The organism is Bacteroides reticulotermitis JCM 10512 (genome assembly GCF_000517545.1).
In the GTDB taxonomy this organism is placed as follows: domain Bacteria; phylum Bacteroidota; class Bacteroidia; order Bacteroidales; family Bacteroidaceae; genus Bacteroides; species Bacteroides reticulotermitis.
This window is the reverse complement of sequence record NZ_BAIV01000027.1, coordinates 40,861-63,078: the sequence shown is the minus strand read 5'-3', so window position 1 is coordinate 63,078 and position 22,218 is coordinate 40,861. Positions and strand designations below refer to the sequence as shown.

15 protein-coding genes and 1 pseudogene are annotated in these 22,218 nt (G+C 41.7%); 13 read left to right on the top strand and 3 right to left on the bottom strand.

Going from position 1 to position 22,218, the window contains the following annotated elements; all coding sequences use genetic code 11:
* Position 1 precedes the first annotated feature (1 nt).
* Positions 2-2,689, bottom strand: a complete 2,688-nt coding sequence (locus tag JCM10512_RS15620; RefSeq protein ID WP_044164589.1) for a calcium-translocating P-type ATPase, PMCA-type — start codon at positions 2,687-2,689, stop codon at positions 2-4.
* Between the two features lie 90 nt (positions 2,690-2,779).
* Positions 2,780-4,045 (bottom strand): sensor histidine kinase, encoded by a 1,266-nt coding sequence (locus JCM10512_RS15615; protein WP_052517250.1) that lies wholly within the window; start codon positions 4,043-4,045, stop codon positions 2,780-2,782.
* A 144-nt stretch (positions 4,046-4,189) separates the two neighbouring features.
* Between JCM10512_RS15615 and rd the strand changes: the two genes are divergently transcribed.
* The 13 genes and pseudogenes from rd to JCM10512_RS15545 all read left to right on the top strand — a co-directional run bounded on the left by rd (position 4,190) and on the right by JCM10512_RS15545 (position 20,920).
* Entirely contained in the window at positions 4,190-4,354 is a 165-nt protein-coding gene (gene rd / locus JCM10512_RS15610; RefSeq protein WP_044164647.1) for a rubredoxin, read from the top strand.
* Between the two features lie 1,112 nt (positions 4,355-5,466).
* The gene (locus JCM10512_RS15600; protein ID WP_044164585.1) at positions 5,467-6,348 is read left to right on the top strand and encodes a hypothetical protein; all 882 of its coding nucleotides are present in this window, start codon (positions 5,467-5,469) and stop codon (positions 6,346-6,348) included.
* Positions 6,349-6,386: 38 nt separating this feature from the next.
* A complete protein-coding gene (locus tag JCM10512_RS15595; protein ID WP_044164583.1) occupies positions 6,387-7,448 on the top strand; it encodes a FimB/Mfa2 family fimbrial subunit in 1,062 nt (353 codons plus the stop codon).
* A 137-nt stretch (positions 7,449-7,585) separates the two neighbouring features.
* Positions 7,586-8,581 carry a hypothetical protein gene (locus JCM10512_RS15590; RefSeq protein ID WP_052517249.1) on the top strand — a complete coding sequence of 332 codons (996 nt, stop codon included), beginning with the start codon at positions 7,586-7,588 and terminating at the stop codon, positions 8,579-8,581.
* Between the two features lie 27 nt (positions 8,582-8,608).
* On the top strand, positions 8,609-10,204 hold the full coding sequence (locus JCM10512_RS15585) for a hypothetical protein (RefSeq protein WP_244437234.1): 1,596 nt from the start codon (positions 8,609-8,611) through the stop codon (positions 10,202-10,204).
* Between the two features lie 349 nt (positions 10,205-10,553).
* Positions 10,554-12,134: a SusR family glycan utilization regulator gene (gene susR, locus JCM10512_RS15580; RefSeq protein WP_244437231.1), complete on the top strand. Its 1,581-nt coding sequence runs from the start codon at positions 10,554-10,556 to the stop codon at positions 12,132-12,134.
* Positions 12,135-12,583: 449 nt separating this feature from the next.
* Complete coding sequence (locus JCM10512_RS15575) at positions 12,584-13,657, top strand: disaccharide 3-dehydrogenase (protein ID WP_081741381.1); 1,074 nt, start codon at positions 12,584-12,586, stop codon at positions 13,655-13,657.
* 48 nt (positions 13,658-13,705) lie between these two features.
* Positions 13,706-15,175 carry a glycoside 3-dehydrogenase gene (locus tag JCM10512_RS15570; protein ID WP_044164577.1) on the top strand — a complete coding sequence of 490 codons (1,470 nt, stop codon included), beginning with the start codon at positions 13,706-13,708 and terminating at the stop codon, positions 15,173-15,175.
* 45 nt (positions 15,176-15,220) lie between these two features.
* Positions 15,221-16,093 carry a 3-keto-disaccharide hydrolase gene (locus JCM10512_RS15565; protein ID WP_044164575.1) on the top strand — a complete coding sequence of 291 codons (873 nt, stop codon included), beginning with the start codon at positions 15,221-15,223 and terminating at the stop codon, positions 16,091-16,093.
* Positions 16,094-16,226: 133 nt separating this feature from the next.
* Positions 16,227-17,135 carry a sugar phosphate isomerase/epimerase family protein gene (locus tag JCM10512_RS15560; protein WP_044164638.1) on the top strand — a complete coding sequence of 303 codons (909 nt, stop codon included), beginning with the start codon at positions 16,227-16,229 and terminating at the stop codon, positions 17,133-17,135.
* A gap of 189 nt (positions 17,136-17,324) precedes the next feature.
* Entirely contained in the window at positions 17,325-18,023 is a 699-nt protein-coding gene (locus JCM10512_RS15555) for an MIP family channel protein (RefSeq protein ID WP_369346486.1), read from the top strand.
* A gap of 356 nt (positions 18,024-18,379) precedes the next feature.
* Positions 18,380-20,052: pseudogene (locus JCM10512_RS15550) on the top strand (nucleoside kinase).
* Positions 20,053-20,521: 469 nt separating this feature from the next.
* The gene (locus tag JCM10512_RS15545; protein WP_044164636.1) at positions 20,522-20,920 is read left to right on the top strand and encodes a hypothetical protein; all 399 of its coding nucleotides are present in this window, start codon (positions 20,522-20,524) and stop codon (positions 20,918-20,920) included.
* Between the two features lie 110 nt (positions 20,921-21,030).
* Here JCM10512_RS15545 and JCM10512_RS15540 read toward each other — a convergent pair whose 3' ends face one another.
* Positions 21,031-22,182: a dienelactone hydrolase family protein gene (locus tag JCM10512_RS15540; RefSeq protein WP_044164634.1), complete on the bottom strand. Its 1,152-nt coding sequence runs from the start codon at positions 22,180-22,182 to the stop codon at positions 21,031-21,033.
* Positions 22,183-22,218: the final 36 nt, after the last annotated feature.

Here is a 22,218-nt window from a genome sequence, read left to right as displayed (position 1 = left end):
TTTATTTCTGAATAATACGTTGTACAAGTCGGACGCCTTCACCCACCCATAAAACAAGTGAGGAAATTCCGATTATCCACAACCAGGTTTGCCAATCGAGTGGTACCGTACGGAATACCGCATCTCCAAACTGAACGATGAGGAATTGACCGAGCAGAATAGCCAATACGATAAGCTCCATGCCGTAGGACTTGGACAGGCCTTTAAATGCCGAGTTGGTTGTACCGAAAACACGCGCATTGAAAAGGTTCCAGAATTGCAGCATCACGAAGAAGGTGAAGAAAACCGTCAGACGGTAATCAGTCATTCCCGTATCGCTGTATGTGAAATAGTAAATCATGCCAAGCAAGATGACCAGGAAGATTGTTCCTACCCCCAGTATATTATATCGCATCGCCTTGCTAATGATAAAGTCGGTGCTTCGACGAGGCTTCTCTTGCATGACCGATTCGCTCGGTGGGATGGAAGCCAATGCCAGTGCGGCGAATGTATCCATAATGAGGTTGACCCATAACATTTGCGTTACCGTCAACGGCAGTTCGGTTCCGATAAGCGAACCAAGCAACACGATCAGTAAAGCGACAAAGTTAATGGTGAGCTGGAACACGATGAATCGCTGGATATTCTTATAGAGCGAGCGTCCCCACATCACGGCTGTACTGATGCTATTGAATGAGTCGTCGAGCAGGGTAATGTCGCTGGCCTCTTTGGCAACCGAAGTTCCGGTACCCATTGACAATCCCACTTGCGCATGATTCAAGGCCGGTGCATCATTGGTTCCATCTCCGGTGACTGCCACAACAGCCCCTTTATGCTGAAGCAATTGTACCAGGCGTTGCTTATCCGTCGGACGGGCACGGGACATAATTTTGAGATCCATAACCCGGTCGAGTGCTTCTTCATCACTCAATTCGGCAAAGGCGACTCCGGTAATCCGGTTGCGTTCGGTATCGGTTTCGGTATCCCACAACCCGATCTGTCGGGCAATCTCTGTAGCGGTTCCCGGTGTATCTCCGGTTACAATCTTGATGCCGATTCCAGCCGACTGGCATTTAGCTACGGCAGCCGGAACGTCCGGACGAATTGGATCGGAGATCGCAACCACTCCCAGGAAGTTCAGGTCATTGGCTGAAACCAATTCGGCACAGGCATTGATCTTTTCGTCAGCTTCTACAATCTTGTACGCAAATCCAAGCGTACGCATCGCCATATTCTGGTATTTTAGCAGTTGGGCTTCGATCGTCGAACGATATTCCACAGCGTCTACCCGGCTTCCGTCTAAAATCACTTCTTTACATTTGCCCAGAACAATCTCGGGTGCTCCTTTAATATACAACACCTTTTTACCAATAGCCGGAGAGTCTACCAGGGTAGCCATGAATTTCCGTTCGGTAGAGAAAGTTAGCTGGTCGATGATATGTGCTTTTTCGCGCAGTTCCAAGTAATTTATCTGCTGGCTGTTGAGCCATAGCAGCAAAGCTACCTCCGTTGGATTACCTACTCCCTTCGGCTTTTCTCCGGGATTTATTTCTTCCAAAAAGGCGGTAGAGTTGACGCTGATACCTTCGGCAATCAAGCCACTGATATCGTCTCCAACCAGATCAGCTTTATTTTTTAAGCTATAGAAGTTTGGCTCATGCACCTGCATTAGGTTTTGGGTGAGCGTACCGGTCTTGTCGGTACAGATCACGGTAATCGCACCCATCGTTTCACAGGCATGCATCTTGCGAACCAAATTGTTGGTAGAGAGCATACGGCGCATATTGAGCGCAAGGCTGAGTGTGACGCTCATTGGCAATCCTTCCGGAACAGCCACTACAATCAGCGTCACGGCCATCATGAAGTACTTCAAGGTTCTTTCGAGAACCGGTAGCCAATCTTGCAGACTGTTTAAGGTACTGAAGTCGAAAGCGAGCAGTACGTCTTTCACAAAGAAGATGAGGAAAGCAAGCCCGGCAACGGTAAACCCGATCTTTCCGATTAGGTTGGCTAGTTTCGTCAACTGTATATTTAGCGGAGTCGGCTCCATGCTTTGTTCTGTACTCTGGCGTGCTACCTTTCCAATTTCGGTATTGTCTCCAACGAATGATACGCGCATGGTTCCATGCCCATCAACTACAGTTGTACCACGCATTACCGTATTGGAAGCATAGGTCGCTTCTTCATCGTAATCGGCTTCAACAGTTGTTTTACTTACAACCGGCTCTCCGGTTAAGTTCGATTCGTTAACTTCCAAGGAGATGGACTCCAGCAATTCACCGTCCGCCGGAATTTCTTCACCGGTCTCCAATACGATGACATCGCCTACTACTACATCTTTACGTGGAATCTCTTGAATGCGACCGTTACGGATTACTTTTACCGGGGTCTCTTCGTTGACTGCATTCAGTAAGTCAAACTTTTTACTGGCATCATATTCAAAATAGAAACCGATTCCGGTAGCAAGTAAAATGGCCGCTATGATACCGATTGTCTCGGCATACTCGTTTTCAATGATAGAGATCATCAATGAAAATACGGCTGCTACAAGCAAAACACGTACAACGGGATCTTCAAATTTCTCAAGGTAAAGTTTCCACAGAGAAGGACGTTTGGGGGGAGTTAATAAGTTTACGCCATATTTCTCCCGGTTTTGTAGGACCTCATTGTCAGTAAGTCCTAAGGAATGATCATCTTTTTTTGCACTCATGCAGCTATATACATTAAATTGATATGCGAAAATACAACATATAATTGGGGTGGAATGTTTAATTAAAGCTTTTTATGAAGTTGGCGGCTTTTATTGTGGGTTACCACACAAGCGGTAGGGGATTGTAAACCAGAAAGTACTTCCCTGTCCCTCTACGGAATTAACGCCGATCTCGCCTCCTAGCTGTGTTACAATGGTCTTACTGATAGCTAATCCCAGTCCTAAATTGCGGCCTTCTTGTTTTTCCTGCAATTTGTCGAAACGTTCGGCAACTTCTGGCAGTTTGTCAGCAGGTACTTCTTTTCCCTTGTCGGTTACATAGAAATAAAGCTCGGTTTCTCGAGTCTCATAGCCGATATATACACTGGCTTCTTGGGCGAATTTTATCGCGTTGAAGGTGAAAATCGACAGGGCTTGAAAAACCCAATTGCGATCTGTCTCAATCACACACCTGGCAAGTGCCGGATGTATTTCTATCTGCACCGATATGCTTGGGTCGGTTTTTAGTAGAAAATGTTGCTGGATATCGAAGAGTAATGAGTTAATATCCGTTTTTGAATATACAAACTCCAGTGTGCCGGACTCTATTTTCGATATGTCCAAAATGTCATTAATAACCTGTGATAATAGAGTTGCATGCATGTTGACGATCTCCTTGTACTTCGTCCTTTCTTCGTTGGTATTTGCTTGGGCTAATAATTCGGTGCAGTCTTTAATCGTATTCAAGGGAATGCGAACTTCATTATTGATCTCATTCAAAAGGGTTGCTTTTGAGGAATCGGCATTCTCGGCCTTTTCTTTGGCTAGTGTCAATATCTTCTCCGCTTGTTTCTGCCGGGTGACGTCATGAACGGTTAATACCATATTCTCTTCTCCATCCAGCAAGAAGTATGATCCTGAAATGAGGGTCTCACATTCTATGGTTTTATTGGCAGAGGTTTCGATGGTCAGGCTTGCTGCTAGTTCGGTGAAGTGACGCCTTTGCTTAAAAGCTTTTTGTATCGTGTTACGTATGGTACAAGAACTGCAATACGTGTGTGAGCCGCACCCGTTTTCTGACGACAGGGCGTTGTGGCATTTCAATAAATCACCGACTCTCTTTTCTTCCAATCCTTTTCGCGTACTCGTCAGTTGATAGTAATTTGTTTTAAGCACTTTGAGGTCTTTATCTATCAAGAGAATATAAGCGTGCGTGTTTTTCAGGATCGCACTAGCTATGTGATTTGTACGTTCCAGTTTTCTGGATTCTCGGAATAACCGTCGCTGTACCCGGTGGCGTATTCTCCGTTCCCACAAAAAACTGATTAGGAGAATGACGGATAAAATGATTGAAGTCGATAGCAAGGCTATAAGCATAAGGCATTTATTGATTTTATTCGATGAATACAAGCGCAAAGATAATTTTTTTCCTTATTAAATAGAAGAAAGGCTTTGAACAAAATATGTGTTTTTTATGTTATTTTATTTAGAACTGTAATAGAAACTAATAAAACGAACATTATGAAGAAGTACATTTGCACTGTATGTGAGTATATTTATGATCCAGAATTAGGAGATCCGGATAGTGGAATCGACCCAGGAACAGCTTTTGAAGATATTCCCGAGGATTGGGTTTGCCCTTTGTGCGGAGTTGGAAAAGATGATTTCGAACCTTACGAGGATTAACAAAAAGAAAGAGAGAAAATTCGTTTCTGAATAACAACTGATACGTACTTTTCTAAAAGAAGAAGCGAGGTTAAAAGGATACTTTTAGCATCGCTTCTTTGCGTTTTCTCCGTATTAATTCACTTTTATATGTATCTATTTCTGTACGAATTCGGATGGAGCGTAAAAAACACAGCGCTTCCGGATGCTGCATACCGATTTGACCTGCCTTCAGCAATAGATTAGACTTTTTGCTTTCAGCCTTTCAGTTTTTCGATAACCATTTGATATACAATGCGTATGGGCTGAAGGGAGAGGCTGGAAGTAAAAAATATAGCTTTCAGCCCTTTCAGTTTACAGAATCCTATAAATAAATAGCCGCACTTTGCCCGAGGTTAACTTAGGTCGAATTCTGGAATCAACCAACCGAAATTGACAATGTAATCTGTTGACGTATGAAGGCATAAACAATCGCTTGTATGTAGCAATCACTTAATTTATTGCAGCAAAGAAAAGCTGAAGGCAGAGGGGGACCGTCTAATTATAGCTTTCAGCCTTAAAGTGTTATAAACTAATTGGTTGTCTCTTAAACTGAAAGCTGAAAGGCAAAAACAAAACAATCTTTTGAGTTGTTTTTACCCTATTACTCTTCGAATCTTCCGTGTATTTCAAAACAACTACTCTTTTGATTTCAGGCAGCTGTTCCTTTGTCTGCCGACAACCATTCTTTTGATCCAAAGGAAGCGACTCTTTGCTAAGGGCTGGGCATTTGGTCAAAAGCCCGGGGCGTTTGAGTTGCTTCCCCCGGGCATTTGCTCATTTGCCCAGGGGATTCGGATCGGATTATTCGCTTGGTTTCGTCCAAATACTTATATGTTTTTGGAACATGAATCTCTTGAAATTTTGTATTGATCCGCATCTTGAGATGTATTCAGGCATTTGACTATTCAAGATCTATGTATTTAGTTCAAATGTTAAATCATTTCTACTTATACTTCTCTTGGGATGTATAAAATGATATTTTTATTTTGTTTCATAAAATATAGGACTTTTCCATGAACCTTTTAGAAAGAACTGTTGTTTACAAGGTTGTTTACCTAGAAAAAAGATAATTACATTTAAATGATACCGGAATGAAAACGCCTCTATTAGTTATAGTATGTATTCTGACTTTTACATCTTGTATAAAGGACTCCTTGTCTGACTGTACATACCGGTATCAGATAAAACTTTTTGTTGAAGAAAAGAGATATTCAGGCGGATATCCAGATGGTGTCGAACCCATAAACGAAAACTTAGAATTTAAGGCTTATGTAGGGGACCTCTATTATACGTTGCAGTGTGTTGACGATGGAGCATTGGTTGCTTCTCAAGTTTTTGAGACAATCGACACGGATGAGAAAGAATTTACTTTGACCTTAGATAATATTCCTAATGGTAGATATGAGTTAACCGTATGGGGGAATGTAGATAATGTTGATTACTTAGCCAGATTGCCCTATACTTTGCACACCAATGAGGTAGAAGCATCTGATATTTATTTGGCTTCTAAAATAGTTGACTTGAATGAGGGGGAAATACAAGATATATCCATAGGGATGCGAAGATTGAAGGGTAAGCTTTATATTGAATTGGCTGATTTGCCACCTCATTTTGATAAAGTCACTAAAACGGTATCAAATATTCATTCGGTAGTTTCTGATGATGTTATCTACTCCGGTGAAACGAAGGTGAGCAAGTCTTTTCCTTTAGACGGGCAATATTCTACAGTTGCGATAGAAACTCTTCTGGCACCAACCGTTAGTGGTAAACGGTCCTTACTCTCGTTGTCATTTCATCATAAAGAAACGGGCCAGGAATTACAAATGGATTCTCCGCTGGAAGTTGTTGTGAAAAAGAATGAAATCACATATTTGAAAATTGGCTATAAATCTCCTGAAGGAAAGCTGGAGGTTTGGCTCTTTGTTGATGGCAAGTGGCAGTTAATTAATAAATTAGATATAAAGCGAATCTAAGAGTATAATGGTTTAATGTTTAACAAAAAGAGTGTATTATGAAAAGTAAGGTTATTTATTTGTTAGCCTGTTTGTTTGCATGGTCGTGTGCCGATGATGATCAAATTCAGGTAGTTGATGAGAGTGTAAAAGGTTTGAGCTTTGAACTCAATGCCGTGTCTGGAATGCAAATTGGTACAAGGGCCGGTTCCCCGATCTATAGCCAAGAAGCAAGTCAGAAGGTTACTCGAGTAAGTGTTTATGCATTTAAGAAAAGTGGAGATTCATTTTTATTCGCCAAATCGTTTACAGTTCCGGGTTGGACTTTAGGGACAACTACGCTAATTTATGCAGTAGCTGAGAATGACAAGTTGTCCCCCGGGGATTATAAGTTTTTGGCTATCGGGCGAGATGCTACGGATAATTTTGCATTAACAATACCTACAGCGGATACTACCACAATCGAAGAGATGTATGCGGCAATCACTAATTCCGGTGATGAATCTGAGATTTTCGCCGATGTGAAAGAAGCTATTGTCACAGATGCTGGTACGCGCGTGTCATTAAATATGACACGTAAAGTGGCTGGTTTACTGGGCTATTTTAAGAATGTCCCGCAAATATTGAATACGAAGACTGTTAAGTTTTTGCGTTTGTCGATAAGCGCTTCTGATAAGAGTGTTAATTTGGCTACCGGTGTAGGGGCTCAACCAAGTGCCGGATATAATATATTCAATATGGATTTGTCAGGACAAACTGTTTCAAATGGATATTATACGGGGAATGATTTGAGCGGTGCAGGGGTGATTAAGCTGACTAACTCTCAATTAATGGGATCGTATTTGATGCCGGTAAGTAGTGTTTCTATGACACTTGGACTTTATGATGACACTAACGCAGCACTCAAGGAATGGTCTGTTCGGAATTCGTCTGTCGCTTCTTTTGATGTACTTGCCAATCACTTTTATTCATTAGGTGTTAAGACTTCTACGACTTCTACCAATGGTGGAGGTGGAGAAGGGGCGACTCCGGATAATGCGATAGATCTTTCTGTGAATGATGAGATTACGATCTCTATAACGCCGGGTTGGGCTGTTATTCATAACTTGACAATTCAATAGGTCGACTAACGTGCAAGGTATTGTGGGCTACATAATACCTTGCTTACCTGTTCTAATAAGTTTAAATCAATAGTTGTTTGGAATGAGCTATGTATAACCGGAATCATACTATATCATCATTTGGGTGGAGCATAATTTTGTTATTTGCTTTCTTCACTTCATGTACAGACAATGAAGAAGATGGTGTAACGGCTGATCGGATCGCTGTAAAAGTCGAGATGGGTGCTGGTAATAGTATTATAAATCCCACAAGAGCATTGGGTGACCCGACTTATTCTGTCGATCGAGTTTGGATTTTGCCATTTAAGAAAATAGCTGAGAATCTAGATAACTCAGATGTTAATTTTGTACCGGAATATTCATCATCCTTACAAATTGATGTGAATTCTTTTCCGATAAAGTCAATGACAATGCTTCTTTCCTCTTCATCAACTTATAAGATTCTAGCTTTCGGGTTTAAACGAACGGATTACAGTTCTTCCGACCCGAATAATGTAAATTATAGTTTCTCTGTGGGTGCTGTAGCTACGCCGGTAACCTTGGCGAACTTCCACATGAAGATGGCGAAAACAACGGTTGTGCCTGAATTATTCACCTCGGTTTGTTACTGTTATAACAATGGTGTTTTGTACGGTACGGCTTTCAAACCCTCTTTGTTACAGGATATTAGCTTACGGGGTGAGTTGACGAGAATTGTAAGTGGGCTGACAGTTCAGGTGACGAATATACCCACCTACGTGACATTCGTGTCTTTAGTGGCGGAGCAATTAGCAAAAGCCATTCAACCTATTGGAGGGATTCCTACGGTATGGCAAACTTCCGGCGATGGTGACAATCGGGTTCTCAATAGCCAAATTCCCGCCAGCGGTACAGTTTCATTTAGCAATCTAATACTGCCGACAACGAGTAGCCGCTCGACGAAACTTTATTTAGATGTTAAGTATGGCACATTAACTGAGAGATACACCATAAAGGTACCGGACTTGGCCAATGTGTCCGTAGCAAATAGCATCACGTTTACGACTAATCAGGTTGTTAAGATAATCGGTAGCTATACCACGATCAATTTAGGCTTTGTGCTTACATCAACAATCAATCTGGATGATAATCAGTGGGATGGACTGCAAAATTGATAAGAAATTTGATAAAAAAGGGAAGATATGGCAATGACATTAAAGGCGATACGATTCGTATTTGGAGCTTGGATTATCTTTTTATTGGCAGGCTGTGAAAAAGATACAGACTTTGTGATCGATCCTACGGATACTCCTCCGGTGGATACGACCCCTGCGGGCGTACCGGAAGGGGCATTTGTGGTGAATTTCACCGCTTCGACTTTCGAGTTGGGAACCAGAGCTCCCGTTACAGGAACCGATACTAGAGTGAGGCATTTGCGATATGTAATCTACAAATCGACCGGTGAATATGTAAAGGAGAAAACGATTTTAATACCCTCACAGGGAGTTCCTACCTGGCCACTGACGGCCGTGCGAGACACTTTACCCAAGGGGAGTTATAAAGCTGTCTTTCTAGGGAATATAGAGAAAACATTATTTCCGTATGCCACAAGTGGCTCTTCTCAAAATTATGCGGATGTTTTAAGCACGTATACCTCTACGTATAGTGCTGCCCGCATCATTCTTCCACCGGTGGAGTTCGCGGACAATACAGAGTATTACTGGTCCAATGTTACGTTCTCGGACGCAACACCCAACCCCGCAGTCCTCATGCAGCGAATTATTGGTATGCTTCGGCTGCATCGAAATTTTGTGGATACCAACAATGCCTTGAATATATTGGTTCAGAATATCTTGACTCAAGTCGGCTATCGGAATATCATAAAAAATGCTCTTACTGGGTCATTGTCAGATAATTCGGATGGGATCTTGTACAAAACGATACGTCCAGTTCTTGTCAATCGATTGACTTTCCTACTGGCAGGTGTAGTTGATCCTTTGTTAAATCAGTTGGTACTTGATTTGGCAGAACCGATAACTACTGCTTTGTACAACCAATTGGGGCAGGCGCTTCTTACTCAAATAACTTTGGCGCTGGCAGCCAATGCAACAGGGAATGAAGGAGGGGTGGCATATTTGGGACGTATTTTAAACCCTTGGGCGTATGGCACGGAGTCTATTGTGACCATCGACAATTTTCCGAAGTCGATCGATTTTGACTTGAATGTCAAAGAGTCTTTTCCGGTAGGCCAACGATTTAGATATGGCTTAAAAACAGATACCGGGGGAACTGTAAATGACAGGTATGTTGCGATAAAAGGCTTTAATGCGAGTTATAACGTGAAGAAGATCGATATTCTTGCTAAAGGCTTGGTAGCGGGACTTGTGATCGATCAGGTTATAGGCAGTGATTATTTACTTCCGGGCGCTTTTATGGATATCACGGATCCCCTTACAGCAACCGGACCAAAATCTAATTTAAGATACAAGGCTGATTATTCTTTTCTAGACTTAGCGCTTAAATCTTATACTTTGCAGACAGATGGAGCTCATAGCTTAACATTATCTGTTCAAATAGGAAATGTGGCTAATATTGACAATATCTTATCAGGGACTATTGCTACCGTAAAAAAAATACCGGGTCTTGGACTCATTATAGGGGGGTTGACTGATGCACTTGTCAGTTTGATACTTGGTGACATTAAAAACCTGACAGTTTCTGTACCGGTGAATCTGCCTTTGCTGGGAGTTGAAAATATGAAAGTAAGCGGAAGTTGGAGTACGGTTGCTTCGTATTGATTAATTGATGTTGAACGTGGCGCTTTTTGCTACAGAGGATTGACCTTTTATTTGTTCAATAGAGCTCTACTCATACAAGAAGCGGATGAAAAACATTCGATCCGCTTCTTTGCTATCTGAAATATTTTTCATAAATTGCCGCCCGTTAATCAACTGGTCGGTCAAAACTGCTATGTTATAGTTCGTGTAAGATTACACAATGGTGAAGGATGTCAGTATATTGGTCGTTCGCTTGATAACATTCAGATGGAATTGAATGTTTTGGCATATAAATACCCTTTGCGAATTGAAAAATCTATGTCTAATATTATTGTGCTTTTTAAGCATACCTGTTTCGGGTAAGGAAGATTTGAAATCCTTATCTGAATATTTAGACCGTATCATAGATAATAAGCAGCAATTTGTTGGTCAGAAAGAGCAAAAGATAAATAGCCTGAAGAATCTATTAAATGAAAAAGACTATTCTCTGAAGTATGAGTATGAAATAAACCAGAAGCTGTACGCCGAGTACCAGAAGTTGAAAGTCGACTCGGCCATATACTATGCCGAACGCAATGTGCAAATTGCTGAAATGGTAGGAGAAGCCAACCTGAAGTACAGCGCCGATATAACTTTAGCTTCTTTCTATTCATATTCCGGAAAGTTTATCGAATCAGAAGCAATCCTCAAAAAGATCGACTCTCACGATCTGCCGCAATCGATTTTGGGCAATTATTACGAAGCATACTTACTCTTTTACGAACATTACTCAACGATGACTGGGCAAAGCAATTATTGGCAGTTGATAAATGCCTATCGTGATTCTTTGCTGAGTGTTCTGGATCATTCCTCCTTTGGTTACAAAATGAATATGGTACAAAAGTACATGTCTTCAAATGAGACGAAAAAGGCCGAAGACCTATTGTATAGCTTGCTGGATGCTGAAGAAGAGAATACACCCGAGTATGCCCGAATAACCCATTCATTAGCTGGAATTCATGGTGTGAATGGTAAATCCGAATTGGAAAAGATTTACTATATCAAGTCCGCTATAGCCGATGTTAAAAATTCGATTAAAGAGAACGCTTCGTTTCATAGGTTAGCTCTAATCTATTACAATTCAGGAGATATTACGAGGGCATTCAAATACACTCAGTCTGCTATCGAGGACGCAGTCTATTCCGGAGTACAATTTCGAACCGCAGAAATGTCTCGGTTTTATTCAATAATCAACGCCTCTTTTCAGGCTGATAAAGTGAAAAAGAATGGGGAATTGAAGAAATACCTTTTGCTGATAAGTGTCTTATCTCTCTTCCTTATATTACTAGTCGGCTATATTTATAGCCAGATGAAGAAGTTGTCTAAAATTAAGGAAGAGCTTTCGCTGACCAATGATAAGTTGGTTGAACTCAACAAAGAATTGAATGAAAAGAATGATTTGCTGCACGATAAGAATACGCAACTATGGGAATCTAACCGTGTGAAGGAACAATACATTGCCCAATTCTTTGATCTTTGCTCCACGTATATCGATAAGATGGAGGACTACCGAAAAACATTGTATAAGCTTGGCATAAACAGGCAATACGAAGAATTGATTAAAAAACTAAAGTCAACGACGGCCGTTGAGAATGAACTGGAAGAACTCTATTCGCATTTTGATCGGATCTTCTTGAATCTTTATCCCACATTTGTTTCTGATTTCAATTCCTTGTTGGCAAAGGATGAGCAAATTAACCTGAAAGCTGAAGACCTGCTGACTAAAGATTTACGTATCTATGCGCTCTTGCGCTTGGGAATCACCGATAGCCTAAAAATCGCAGGCTTTCTGCGTTGCTCCATGAGCACCATCTATAATTACCGCACGAAGATGAGAAATAAAGCAGCTTCAGACCGCGAAGAGTTTGAAGATCTGGTGATGAAGATTGGTATGACCCGGAAAATACACTAATTCCTATCTTAATAAGATAACACTGCTTTCCTGAAAGGCATTCGCTGAATCACCTTTGGTGCATATGTACTTATAAATCTCTTCAACTTATTTGTGAGGCCGAATCGATCTCGAAATAGAGAAAATAAAAGAATTTCGTCGGTTTAACAAATGTCTCAAAAACAATAAAAACAGGTCAATTGGGCTTGTTGAGCTTCCAATGTGCCTTTTAGATCTTCTACATCTTTAGATGTAGTTAGAAAGGTAATATATTAATATACAGTATGTTGCTTTTTCTGTAGTCTACATAATTGCCTCTAGGTCTAACCATTTGGCTAAATCGGATTAACTTTGTGATAAGAGAAAAATGGATCTATTTCCGGGGTGGAATATACGTGAATAGCGTTCATCTTTTCTTTTAAATGGACCTTGAAGAGAAATAGTATACTTAATAATCTTTTATCAAAAACATGAATAATCTAATTAAAGTTGGGATTATAGGTTTGGGCAGAATGGGACGGTTCTATCTGGAGGAGATGCAGAAGAGTGGACGATGGAACATTGCTTATATCTGTGATACTAATCCGAGATCTCGCGAATTTGCACGAAAGCACTCCCCTGAATCCAAAGTAACCAATAATGAACAAGAAATATTTGATGATGAGTCTGTACAGGTAGTTGGGCTTTTCGCTTTAGCCGATTCCCGAAAAGAACAAATCGAACGAGCAATCCGGAGTGGTAAACATATAATTTCCGAGAAACCGGTTGCTGATACGATCATGCGCGAATGGAGTGCTGTTCGCATAGCGGAAAATTCACCTTTATTCTCAACTGTAAATCTTTACTTGCGCAATTCCTGGTATCACAAACTAATCAAGAGTTATATCCGTCAGGGAGAGATCGGAGAACTGGCAATTATTCGGGTATGTCATCTCACACCGGGATTAGCTCCTGGGGAGGGACACGAATATGAAGGTCCGTCTTTTCATGACTGTGGCATGCACTATGTCGATATCGCACGGTGGTATACCGGATGCAACTTTAAAACATGGAATGCACAGGGAATGCGGATGTGGAACTATAAGGATCCTTGGTGGCTGCAATGCCACGGGACGTTTGAAAATGGCGTAGTCTTTGATATTACCCAAGGTCATGTATATGGTCAACTCTCTAAAAAACAAACACACAATTCATACATAGACATTATTGGGACAGAGGGCGTTGTGAGAATGACGCATGATTTTAAAACAGCTGTCGTAGAGCTGTACGGTGTGACACAGACAATTCGTGAAGAACGCCCGTTTGGCGGCAAAAATATAGATGAGTTATGTAATCTATTTGCTGATTCTATCCAGTCGGGTGTGCGACATCCCGATCTGCCTACTTTGCGCGACTCAGCCATTGCATCCGAATACGCTTGGAAATTCCTCGAAGATGCTAAAAACAAAGACTTACCCGCTATTGGCGAATTGCAAACGCTCGATCGTATTCTGGAAAGACGCCGAACGATGAAGAATGGCTATGGGTTATTGCAACAAGTGTAAACATTTCATTTACTAAGATCTAATATTTACTAAAATCTAATTTAAATTATGTCAGACTTTACAAGGAGAAAATTTCTCAAGACCGGAGCTGCTGCTTTAGCAGGTATCACCATTGCCCCCAGTAGCATTCTGGGAAAAAGCTTCGGGCATGTACCGCCAAGTGATAAGTTGAATATCATCGGTGTTGGTGTCGGTGGGCGAGGAGCTCACGTGCTTAGAAGCATGAATACGCATAACATTATCGGCCTTTGCGATGTTGACTGGAAATACTGCAGCAATGTGTTTAAGGAATATCCTAATGCCAAGAAGTATCACGATTTCCGGAAAATGTTTGCGGAATTGGGCAAATCAGCTGATGCGGTGATGGTGGCAACTGCCGATCATACACATGCTATTGTGGCTGGTGAAGCAATGACTATGGGAAAACACGTGTATGTGGAGAAACCTTTGACGCATACTGTGTACGAATCTCGTCTGCTGACTAAATTGGCCGCCAAGCATAAAGTTGCTACCCAGATGGGTAATCAGGGAGCCTCGGCTGAAGGCGTTCGGAAAATTTGTGAATGGATATGGAATGGAGAAATTGGTGAAATAACCAAGGTAGAAGCTTTCACCGATCGCCCGATATGGCCGCAGGGACTTAATCGCCCGGACAAAATAGAGAAGGTACCGAGCACATTAGACTGGGACTTGTTCTTAGGCCCGGCTAAGTTCCGTGAATACAATTCCATTTATACGCCATGGAACTGGCGTGGCTGGTGGGATTTCGGAACCGGTGCTTTGGGTGATATGGCTTGCCACATTCTTCATCCTGTATTTAAAGGATTGAAATTGGGTTATCCTACTAAAGTACAAGGAAACTCGACCCTGCTTCTTACCGATTGTGCACCTAATGCACAAACCGTGAAGTTTACTTTCCCTGCGCGTGATAATATGGCGAAAGTTGCAATGCCTGAGGTTGAAGTATTCTGGTACGATGGTGGAATTAAGCCGATGCGCCCAGCCGGATTCCCTGCTAATAAAGATATGAATGATCAGGGCGGAGGAGTAATCTTCTACGGTACAAAAGATACTTTGTTCTGCGGATGTTATGGTGCTAATCCATGGTTGTTGTCAGGTAGAACCCCGAATGCTCCTAAAGTACTTCGCGAAGTGAAGACTTCTCATGAGATGGACTGGGTAAGAGCTTGTCAGGAGCATGCCGATGACCGCGTACAGACCACATCTCCATTTAGTGAAGCAGGGCCGTTTAATGAAATGGTTGTAATGGGCGTGCTTGCAGTACGTTTACAAGCTCTCAACCAAGAGTTGCACTGGGACGGTGAAAATATGCAGTTTACCAATATCGATCCGAATGCAACGATCAGTACAGTCATAAAAGATGGATTCACGATTGCGGATGGACACCCATCCTTCAATAAAACATGGACTGATCCGGTGAATGCATTAGCTTATGCGCAGGAGTTAATCAAACACACGTATCGTGATGGATGGAAACTACCGGATATGCCGAGATAACCAATCGAAAAACAGATTATTAACAATTAGACGAATCGAAAAATCATGAAAAAATTAAATTATGTCGTTGGATGTATGCTGATAGCAGGTGCACTTGTTGCCTGTGGAAGTGGAAAAAAGAAAGCCGAAAAGGCAGATGATACTAAAACTGAAAATGCGATGCCGGAATATAAAGTATTAAATAATCCCCAAGTGGATCTATCGGAGTTCAAAACCGATAAGGACGGATTCATTGTGCTGTTCGACGGCAAAGATCTGAAAGGCTGGCGCGGATATGGCAAAGATAAGGTGCCTGGTAAATGGATTGTAGATGATGGCGCGATTAAGTTCAACGGCTCGGGCGGCGGTGAAGCTCAAGATGGTGACGGTGGCGATCTTATCTTCACGCATAAATTTAAGAACTTTGAATTGGAGTTCGAATACAAAGTGGCTAAAGGAAGCAACTCGGGTGTTTTCTACTTGGCTCAGGAAGTTGAATCCAAAGACCCGGCAACAGGTGAAATGAGAATGGAACCTATCTATATCTCTGCTCCCGAAGCTCAGGTACTTGACAATGCGAACCATCCGGACGCTAAACTGGGTAAAGACAATAATCGTCAGGCCATGTCTCTGTATGATATGATTCCGGCAGTTCCTCAAAATGCAAAACCTTTTGGCGAGTGGAACAAAGCGAAAGTAATGGTTTATAAAGGAACTGTTGTTCATGGACAAAATGGCGAGAATGTGGTTGAATATCACCTCTGGACAAAACAGTGGACTGATATGTTGCAAGCTAGCAAATTCAGCCAAGAAAAATGGCCTTTGGCTTTTGAACTGTTGAATAACGCTGGTGGTGCTGAACGTGAAGGTTACATTGGTTTGCAAGATCATGGAGATGATGTTTGGTTCCGCAACATTCGCATCAAAGTGATGGATTAAGGAAACCAAGACTCTTAATTATCTAATTTCACTTTTCATAGAATTACTACTACTCCATTGAAGGACTCCTTTTAGTTCTTCAATGGAGATAGTACTTTGTTTTACCTTTTATAAACTAATACCTCAATCAATCATGAAAATAAAATTGGCTTTTCCGGCATTATTGCTTTGCTTACTACTACTGCCTGCTACCACAAAGGCACAAAAGAAAACAGCACCGAAAAAAGATATCGCTATCCAACTGTATTCCGTGAGAGATCTTATCGGTGGTGATGTTTCTCAGCCTGAGAAATACAAAAAATACACAGACGTGTTGAAGCATCTGGGACAAATGGGATATACAGCTGTTGAAGCTGCGAACTATGGAAATAGAAAGTTCTACGGACGTACCCCTCAAGAGTTTAAAAAGGATGTGGAAGCTGCCGGTATGCGCGTCTTATCTTCGCATTGTACGAAATCATTGAGTCCGGAAGAATTAGCTTCGGGAGATTTTACCGAATCCTTAAAATGGTGGGATCAGTGTATTGCCGACCATAAGGCTGCCGGGATGAGCTACATTGTTACTCCGTCGTTAGGGGTGCCAAAAACAGTGAAGGATTTGCAAACTTATTGTGACTATTACAATGAAATAGGCAAAAGATGCAAAGCGAACGGATTGAAGTATGGCTACCACAATCATGCCCATGAATATCAAAAAGTAGAGGACAAAGTAATCATGATGGATTATATGATTGAAAATACGAATCCCGAATATGTCTGTTATGAAATGGATGTGTATTGGGTGGTAATGGGCAAAAATAGTCCGGTAGATTATTTTAATAAATATCCGGGCCGGTTTAGTCTCTTGCATATCAAAGACCATCGTGAGATTGGACAAAGTGGTATGGTTGGGTTTGATGCCATATTTAAGAATGCTAAAACAGCAGGAGTTGAACACATCGTTGTAGAAGTAGAAGGGTACAGTACGGGCGTTGAAGAAAGTGTGAAAACAAGTCTGGACTATTTGCTTCGGGCATCGTTTGTGCCGAGTACATATAAATAATAGCAGCCAATTAAAGAACTAGCCTTTGCCAGTGCGATCAGTTCTGTACTTTCTGTCCGCAGTCTAAAGACATAGCTCCTCTAGTTAGTTCGATACAAAAGCGATGGAAAATCGGATAAATGACGAACCATTTGTAACGTCAAATTGTTTATTATTACCGAAATATGTTTGTAAATTCAAATAAAAACAATCGTAATTATGAAGAAGTACATTGCGGAAATGGTCGGAACTATGGTTCTGGTTTTAATGGGCTGCGGTAGTGCAGTGTTTGCAGGAAGTGCAGCAGGCGAAGTTAGTGCAGGTGTAGGTACGCTAGGCGTTGCTTTTGCCTTTGGTTTGTCTGTTGTAGCTATGGCTTATACTATTGGTGGAATTTCAGGTTGCCACATTAACCCGGCCATTACACTAGGAGTTTTCCTATCCGGACGGATGAGTGGAAAAGACGCCTCCATGTATATGGTCTTTCAGGTGATCGGTGCTATCATTGGCTCAGCTATTTTGTTCGCATTAGTTTCTACAGGTTCCCATGGAGGTCCTACTGCTACCGGCTCGAACGGATTTGCTGACGGACAAATGGTGCATGCTTTCATTGCGGAAGCTGTCTTTACGTTTATATTTGTATTAGTAGTGTTGGGCTCTACCGATTCCAAAAAGGGTGCAGGTGCATTTGCCGGCTTGGCTATTGGTCTCTCACTGGTACTGATTCATATTGTATGTATTCCTATCACAGGAACATCTGTAAATCCTGCTCGTAGTATTGGCCCGGCTTTGTTCCAAGGTGGTGCGGCATTATCGCAATTGTGGCTCTTTATTCTCGCTCCCTTTGTAGGTGCGGCATTTAGTGCCATTGTATGGAAAACAATTGGTAGTGGCGAACAAACGGCATAACTAAGGTCTTCCGAAAAGAATAGAAAAGTACTGTCTGCGAACTTGCTTCCGGATAGTACTTTTTCTTTTTAAGCAACCATTGTGAGGTTTCGCTGTATCATCCGATATGGCTTGATTTCCGTCATCCGGCTATTATAGGCTAATCGCTGTTTTAGAATTGCGCATCTTCTTATATACCCTTTCGCTTCACCGCGTATGTGTGATAATGCGTACAGTAGGAAAACGCCTTTTTTGTAGCACAATGAGCCTTAAAAAATCACAAAAAGAATGTTCCATTTATAATAAAGCAAGGGGTTACTTGCCTCGGACTGATTAAATTGTCTATATTTAGTGCAGTTACTCACCTTCTAAAAATGATGAAGCGAATGATACAAGTCTATTGTAAGAATAATAATCTTTCTAAAGAGTTTCCTGTCGGTAGTTCACTTTTGAACATTTATCACGGTTTTAATCTCGATTTTCCTTATCAGGTAGTTAGCGCAAAAGTCAATAATCGTTCCGAAGGCTCAACTTCCGGGTTTATAATAATAAAGATATAGATTTCCTTGATGTAAGAGATTCTTCCGGTATGCGAACCTATGTTCGTTCGCTCTGTTTTGTTCTTTATAAAGCAGTTAGCGAGTTGTTTCCTGATGGCAAATTATATGTAGAACATCCGGTATCTAAAGGATACTTCTGTAACCTGCGCATTGGCAGAACCATTACGCTGGAAGATGTCGCACGTATCAAAAAGCGTATGAAGGAAATTGTAGCAGAGGACATTCCTTATCATCGCATTGAATGCCATACAACGGAAGCGGTACGCGTGTTTAGCGAACACGGAATGGAAGACAAGGTGCGTTTACTGGAAACGTCCGGATCACTTTATACCTATTACTATACGCTAGGCGATACGATCGATTACTATTATGGCAACCTATTGCCTAGCACCGGCTATCTCAAGCTTTTTGATATCGTGAAATATTACGATGGCCTGTTGCTTCGTATCCCGAGTCGCGGAAACCCTTCCGAGCTTGAAGAAGTGGTAAAGCAAGAGAAAATGCTCGATGTATTCAAGGAATATTTGAACTGGAGTAATATTACAGGGCTTAATAATGTGGGTGACTTTAACTTAGCTTGTGAAGCGGGGCATACCACTGATTTGATTAATGTTGCTGAGGCGTTGCAAGAAAAGAAAATCGCTCAGATAGCCGATACTATTTTTCATCGGGGTAACAATGGAAATCGCGCGCGCTTGGTGTTAATCGCCGGGCCTTCCTCTTCCGGGAAAACAACCTTTAGCAAACGGCTATCCATTCAGTTGATGACCAATGGATTGAAGCCATATCCCATCTCATTGGATAATTACTTCGTTGATCGCGAGGAAACGCCGTTGGATGAAAACGGGAACTATGATTATGAATCTCTCTACGCGCTAGATCTTGATCTGTTTAATCGACAACTTCAAGCCTTGTTGCGTGGTGAAGAGGTGGAACTTCCCCGTTTTAATTTCACGTTGGGTAAGAAAGAGTATACCGGTGACAAACTGAAAATTGACGATCATACCATTTTGATTCTGGAAGGTATTCATGCGTTGAATCCGGAACTGACTCCTCATATACCTGCTGCCAATAAGTTTAAAATATATGTTTCAGCTTTGACCACTATATCCTTGGACGATCATAACTGGATTCCAACAACGGACAACCGTTTATTACGCCGTATAATACGCGACTTTAATTATCGCGGCTATTCGGCACAGGAAACAATCTCACGTTGGCCGAGCGTACGTTCGGGTGAGGATAAATGGATCTTTCCGTATCAAGAGAATGCCGATGTCATGTTCAACTCTGCTTTGATCTTTGAGTTGGCTGTTCTCCGTATGCATGTAGAACCGATTTTGATGGGCGTTCCTCGCAATTCTCCGGAATATTGTGAAGCGTATCGATTGCTGAAATTTATTAAGTACTTCTTGCCTGTGCAGGATAAAGAGATCCCTCCGACTTCTTTGTTGCGAGAGTTCTTAGGTGGAAGTAGTTTCAAATATTAAGTTATTCCTTATATTGTACGGGGAGTCTCACTTCAGAATTGGAGTGAGACTCTTTTTTTGCAGGTTGTATCGTTGGATAGGGGTGCATAAATCAGCATACAGTTGCGAAATAAAACGATAGGAGATGAAGCCGGAGAGAGAAACTCCACACTTATCTGTCTAAACGAATAGTAAATTTCTTTAAATGAAATATTTCTTTAGGAAACAGAATAAACAAGGATGGAGTCATTTTGGGAAAAAATAGATCGATATGCTTATTGCTTTTGTTCTATTTTAATCTATTGTGTATTAGTTGTTTATCCCATGTTTGTGGACGTGGTTCCTTTAGAACCTATTTAAAATTTTAGAATAAAATAGGATGCTTTTGGGAGACTCGAGGAATAAAAAGATGTTATTTGTTTGTGCAGTATTTGAACATTCTTTGCATTTCAATGTTAAGGAGTCGAGATATTTAACGAAAAGAAGGATTATGATTTTTTACAACAATGTTTTAGCTAAATGGTTATTAGGGAATAACAAACAGTTTTTTATGTTAGGAGGATTATTTTTTACGAAGGATAGGAATCTGGAAGTCTGGGAAGATATGGAACTACGCATTCATGTGCGGCAATTTTGGGAGTGTCTGTCATTAACTTTACTTCCGGCACTCATTTTGTCTTTGTGGCTTTCGTGGTGGTGGATGATTCTTGCACTATCTACCTATCATATGCTGTATTGGTTTGAGAGAACGCTTCATTCTCACTCTGTATTCGATTGGGAAGCAACAGAGAATTGTGGCGATGCGCTATATCTTCGGAAAAGAAAATCTTATGCTTGGATGAAGTGGTATGGCCGGAAATCATTACCGTTGTCTGATTGGGACGAGTAAGACTTAACTTTTATATATGTGTAAAGCGACTTTAAGAAGGTTTGCTTTAAATTCTAAAGAGCCTATTGTTTGCGAACAATAGGCTCTTTAGAGTTTATGAGATTGTCTTTCTATTTCAGTCCCTGTTCAAAAAACGCTAAGATCTCTTTTTGCATATCCCGGTTGCATACATGCGGCAAATCCCAGAGTTTGGTCGTGAGCTTATTGCCTGCCGACCGACTATCCCAGACCTTGTGCATTTGGCGATACGCATCCTCGACCGAGGGGACGGGAAACAGTTTGTCTTGGCGTCCGTTGAAGAATAGCATGGGCTTGGGGCAAGCAATGGAAGCGATATGCGGATAATCCAGGTAACGGCGTAAGCCGGGAAGTACATTCGCATAATTGGAATCCCCTTTTCCGGAGCCTTGCTTTGAGGATAATTGAAAGTCGGTCGTTACCATCCAGCAAACAGAAGCTCCTGCCTTAATCCTGTCAGACAAAGCTGCTAGCATCCAGGAACGATAACCACCCATCGAGAATCCCATGCAACCGATCCTTGCCGGATCGACCTCTTTCAGTGAAGCGAGAAAATCGGTGGTGTACATATCTTCGTACGTAATAAAGCCACTCCAGCTTCGTCCCAACATTTCAAAGACACAGGCAACCGCCTGTTGTTTGTCGTATCGTACACCTTCTTTTCGTCCGCGCTCACCCCAGAATAACGCGTCTATCGAGATAACTACATAACCGTTCGCTGCCAGATAATCTCCGACATATTGGTCGTCATAACATTGGTGCGCCCATTGATCGGCATCTGCGGCAATCAGCGAATCAACACCGAATGGGCGGATCATCTTCTCTTTCCCAATGGAGAAATGTGCTCCGTGATCATGTAGCAGAACGACTGCCGGGAAAGGCCCTTTCCCCTCCGGAACAAGTAAGTATCCCGGTACACGAGAATAACCGGTGAGGTTGAATGCTATCTTCCGAGCTTCGTATCCGTTTCGTTGCTCCGTATCCAATACCTCCATTTCATACTTTTGGGTGCTGGGAGGAGGAGTTAGCATCGCATCCAATACGGTGGCACGCGCCTCTTTTCTCCACTTGCCGAAGTTCTTTTGCGGACTATTTCCCCAAGCCATCGGGTAAGTTAGTTCTGTTTTCAGTTGGTCGAGAAACAAAGGCAAGTCCCGCTCAAACTCATGCGAAAGTGGGGCTTGTGCGAAGGTTGATGCCAACCATAAGATGGCCGTGATACAAGAAAAGACTCTTTTCATCATCATTCAATCAATTTTTGAAGGATTCGGAATAGAAAC

What these genes read in the sequence shown, in the direction of transcription:
- JCM10512_RS15595 (WP_044164583.1), top strand. Translation starts at nt 6,387, where the DNA reads ATGAAAAGTAAGGTTATTTATTTGTTAGCCTGTTTGTTTGCATGGTCG.
- JCM10512_RS15575 (WP_081741381.1), top strand. Translation starts at nt 12,584, where the DNA reads ATGAATAATCTAATTAAAGTTGGGATTATAGGTTTGGGCAGAATGGGA.
- JCM10512_RS15545 (WP_044164636.1), top strand. Translation starts at nt 20,522, where the DNA reads ATGATTTTTTACAACAATGTTTTAGCTAAATGGTTATTAGGGAATAAC.
- JCM10512_RS15600 (WP_044164585.1), top strand. Translation starts at nt 5,467, where the DNA reads ATGAAAACGCCTCTATTAGTTATAGTATGTATTCTGACTTTTACATCT.
- JCM10512_RS15565 (WP_044164575.1), top strand. Translation starts at nt 15,221, where the DNA reads ATGAAAAAATTAAATTATGTCGTTGGATGTATGCTGATAGCAGGTGCA.
- JCM10512_RS15615 (WP_052517250.1), bottom strand. Translation starts at nt 4,045, where the DNA reads ATGCTTATAGCCTTGCTATCGACTTCAATCATTTTATCCGTCATTCTC.
- JCM10512_RS15620 (WP_044164589.1), bottom strand. Translation starts at nt 2,689, where the DNA reads ATGAGTGCAAAAAAAGATGATCATTCCTTAGGACTTACTGACAATGAG.
- JCM10512_RS15560 (WP_044164638.1), top strand. Translation starts at nt 16,227, where the DNA reads ATGAAAATAAAATTGGCTTTTCCGGCATTATTGCTTTGCTTACTACTA.
- rd (WP_044164647.1), top strand. Translation starts at nt 4,190, where the DNA reads ATGAAGAAGTACATTTGCACTGTATGTGAGTATATTTATGATCCAGAA.
- JCM10512_RS15585 (WP_244437234.1), top strand. Translation starts at nt 8,609, where the DNA reads ATGGCAATGACATTAAAGGCGATACGATTCGTATTTGGAGCTTGGATT.
- JCM10512_RS15540 (WP_044164634.1), bottom strand. Translation starts at nt 22,182, where the DNA reads ATGATGAAAAGAGTCTTTTCTTGTATCACGGCCATCTTATGGTTGGCA.
- JCM10512_RS15570 (WP_044164577.1), top strand. Translation starts at nt 13,706, where the DNA reads ATGTCAGACTTTACAAGGAGAAAATTTCTCAAGACCGGAGCTGCTGCT.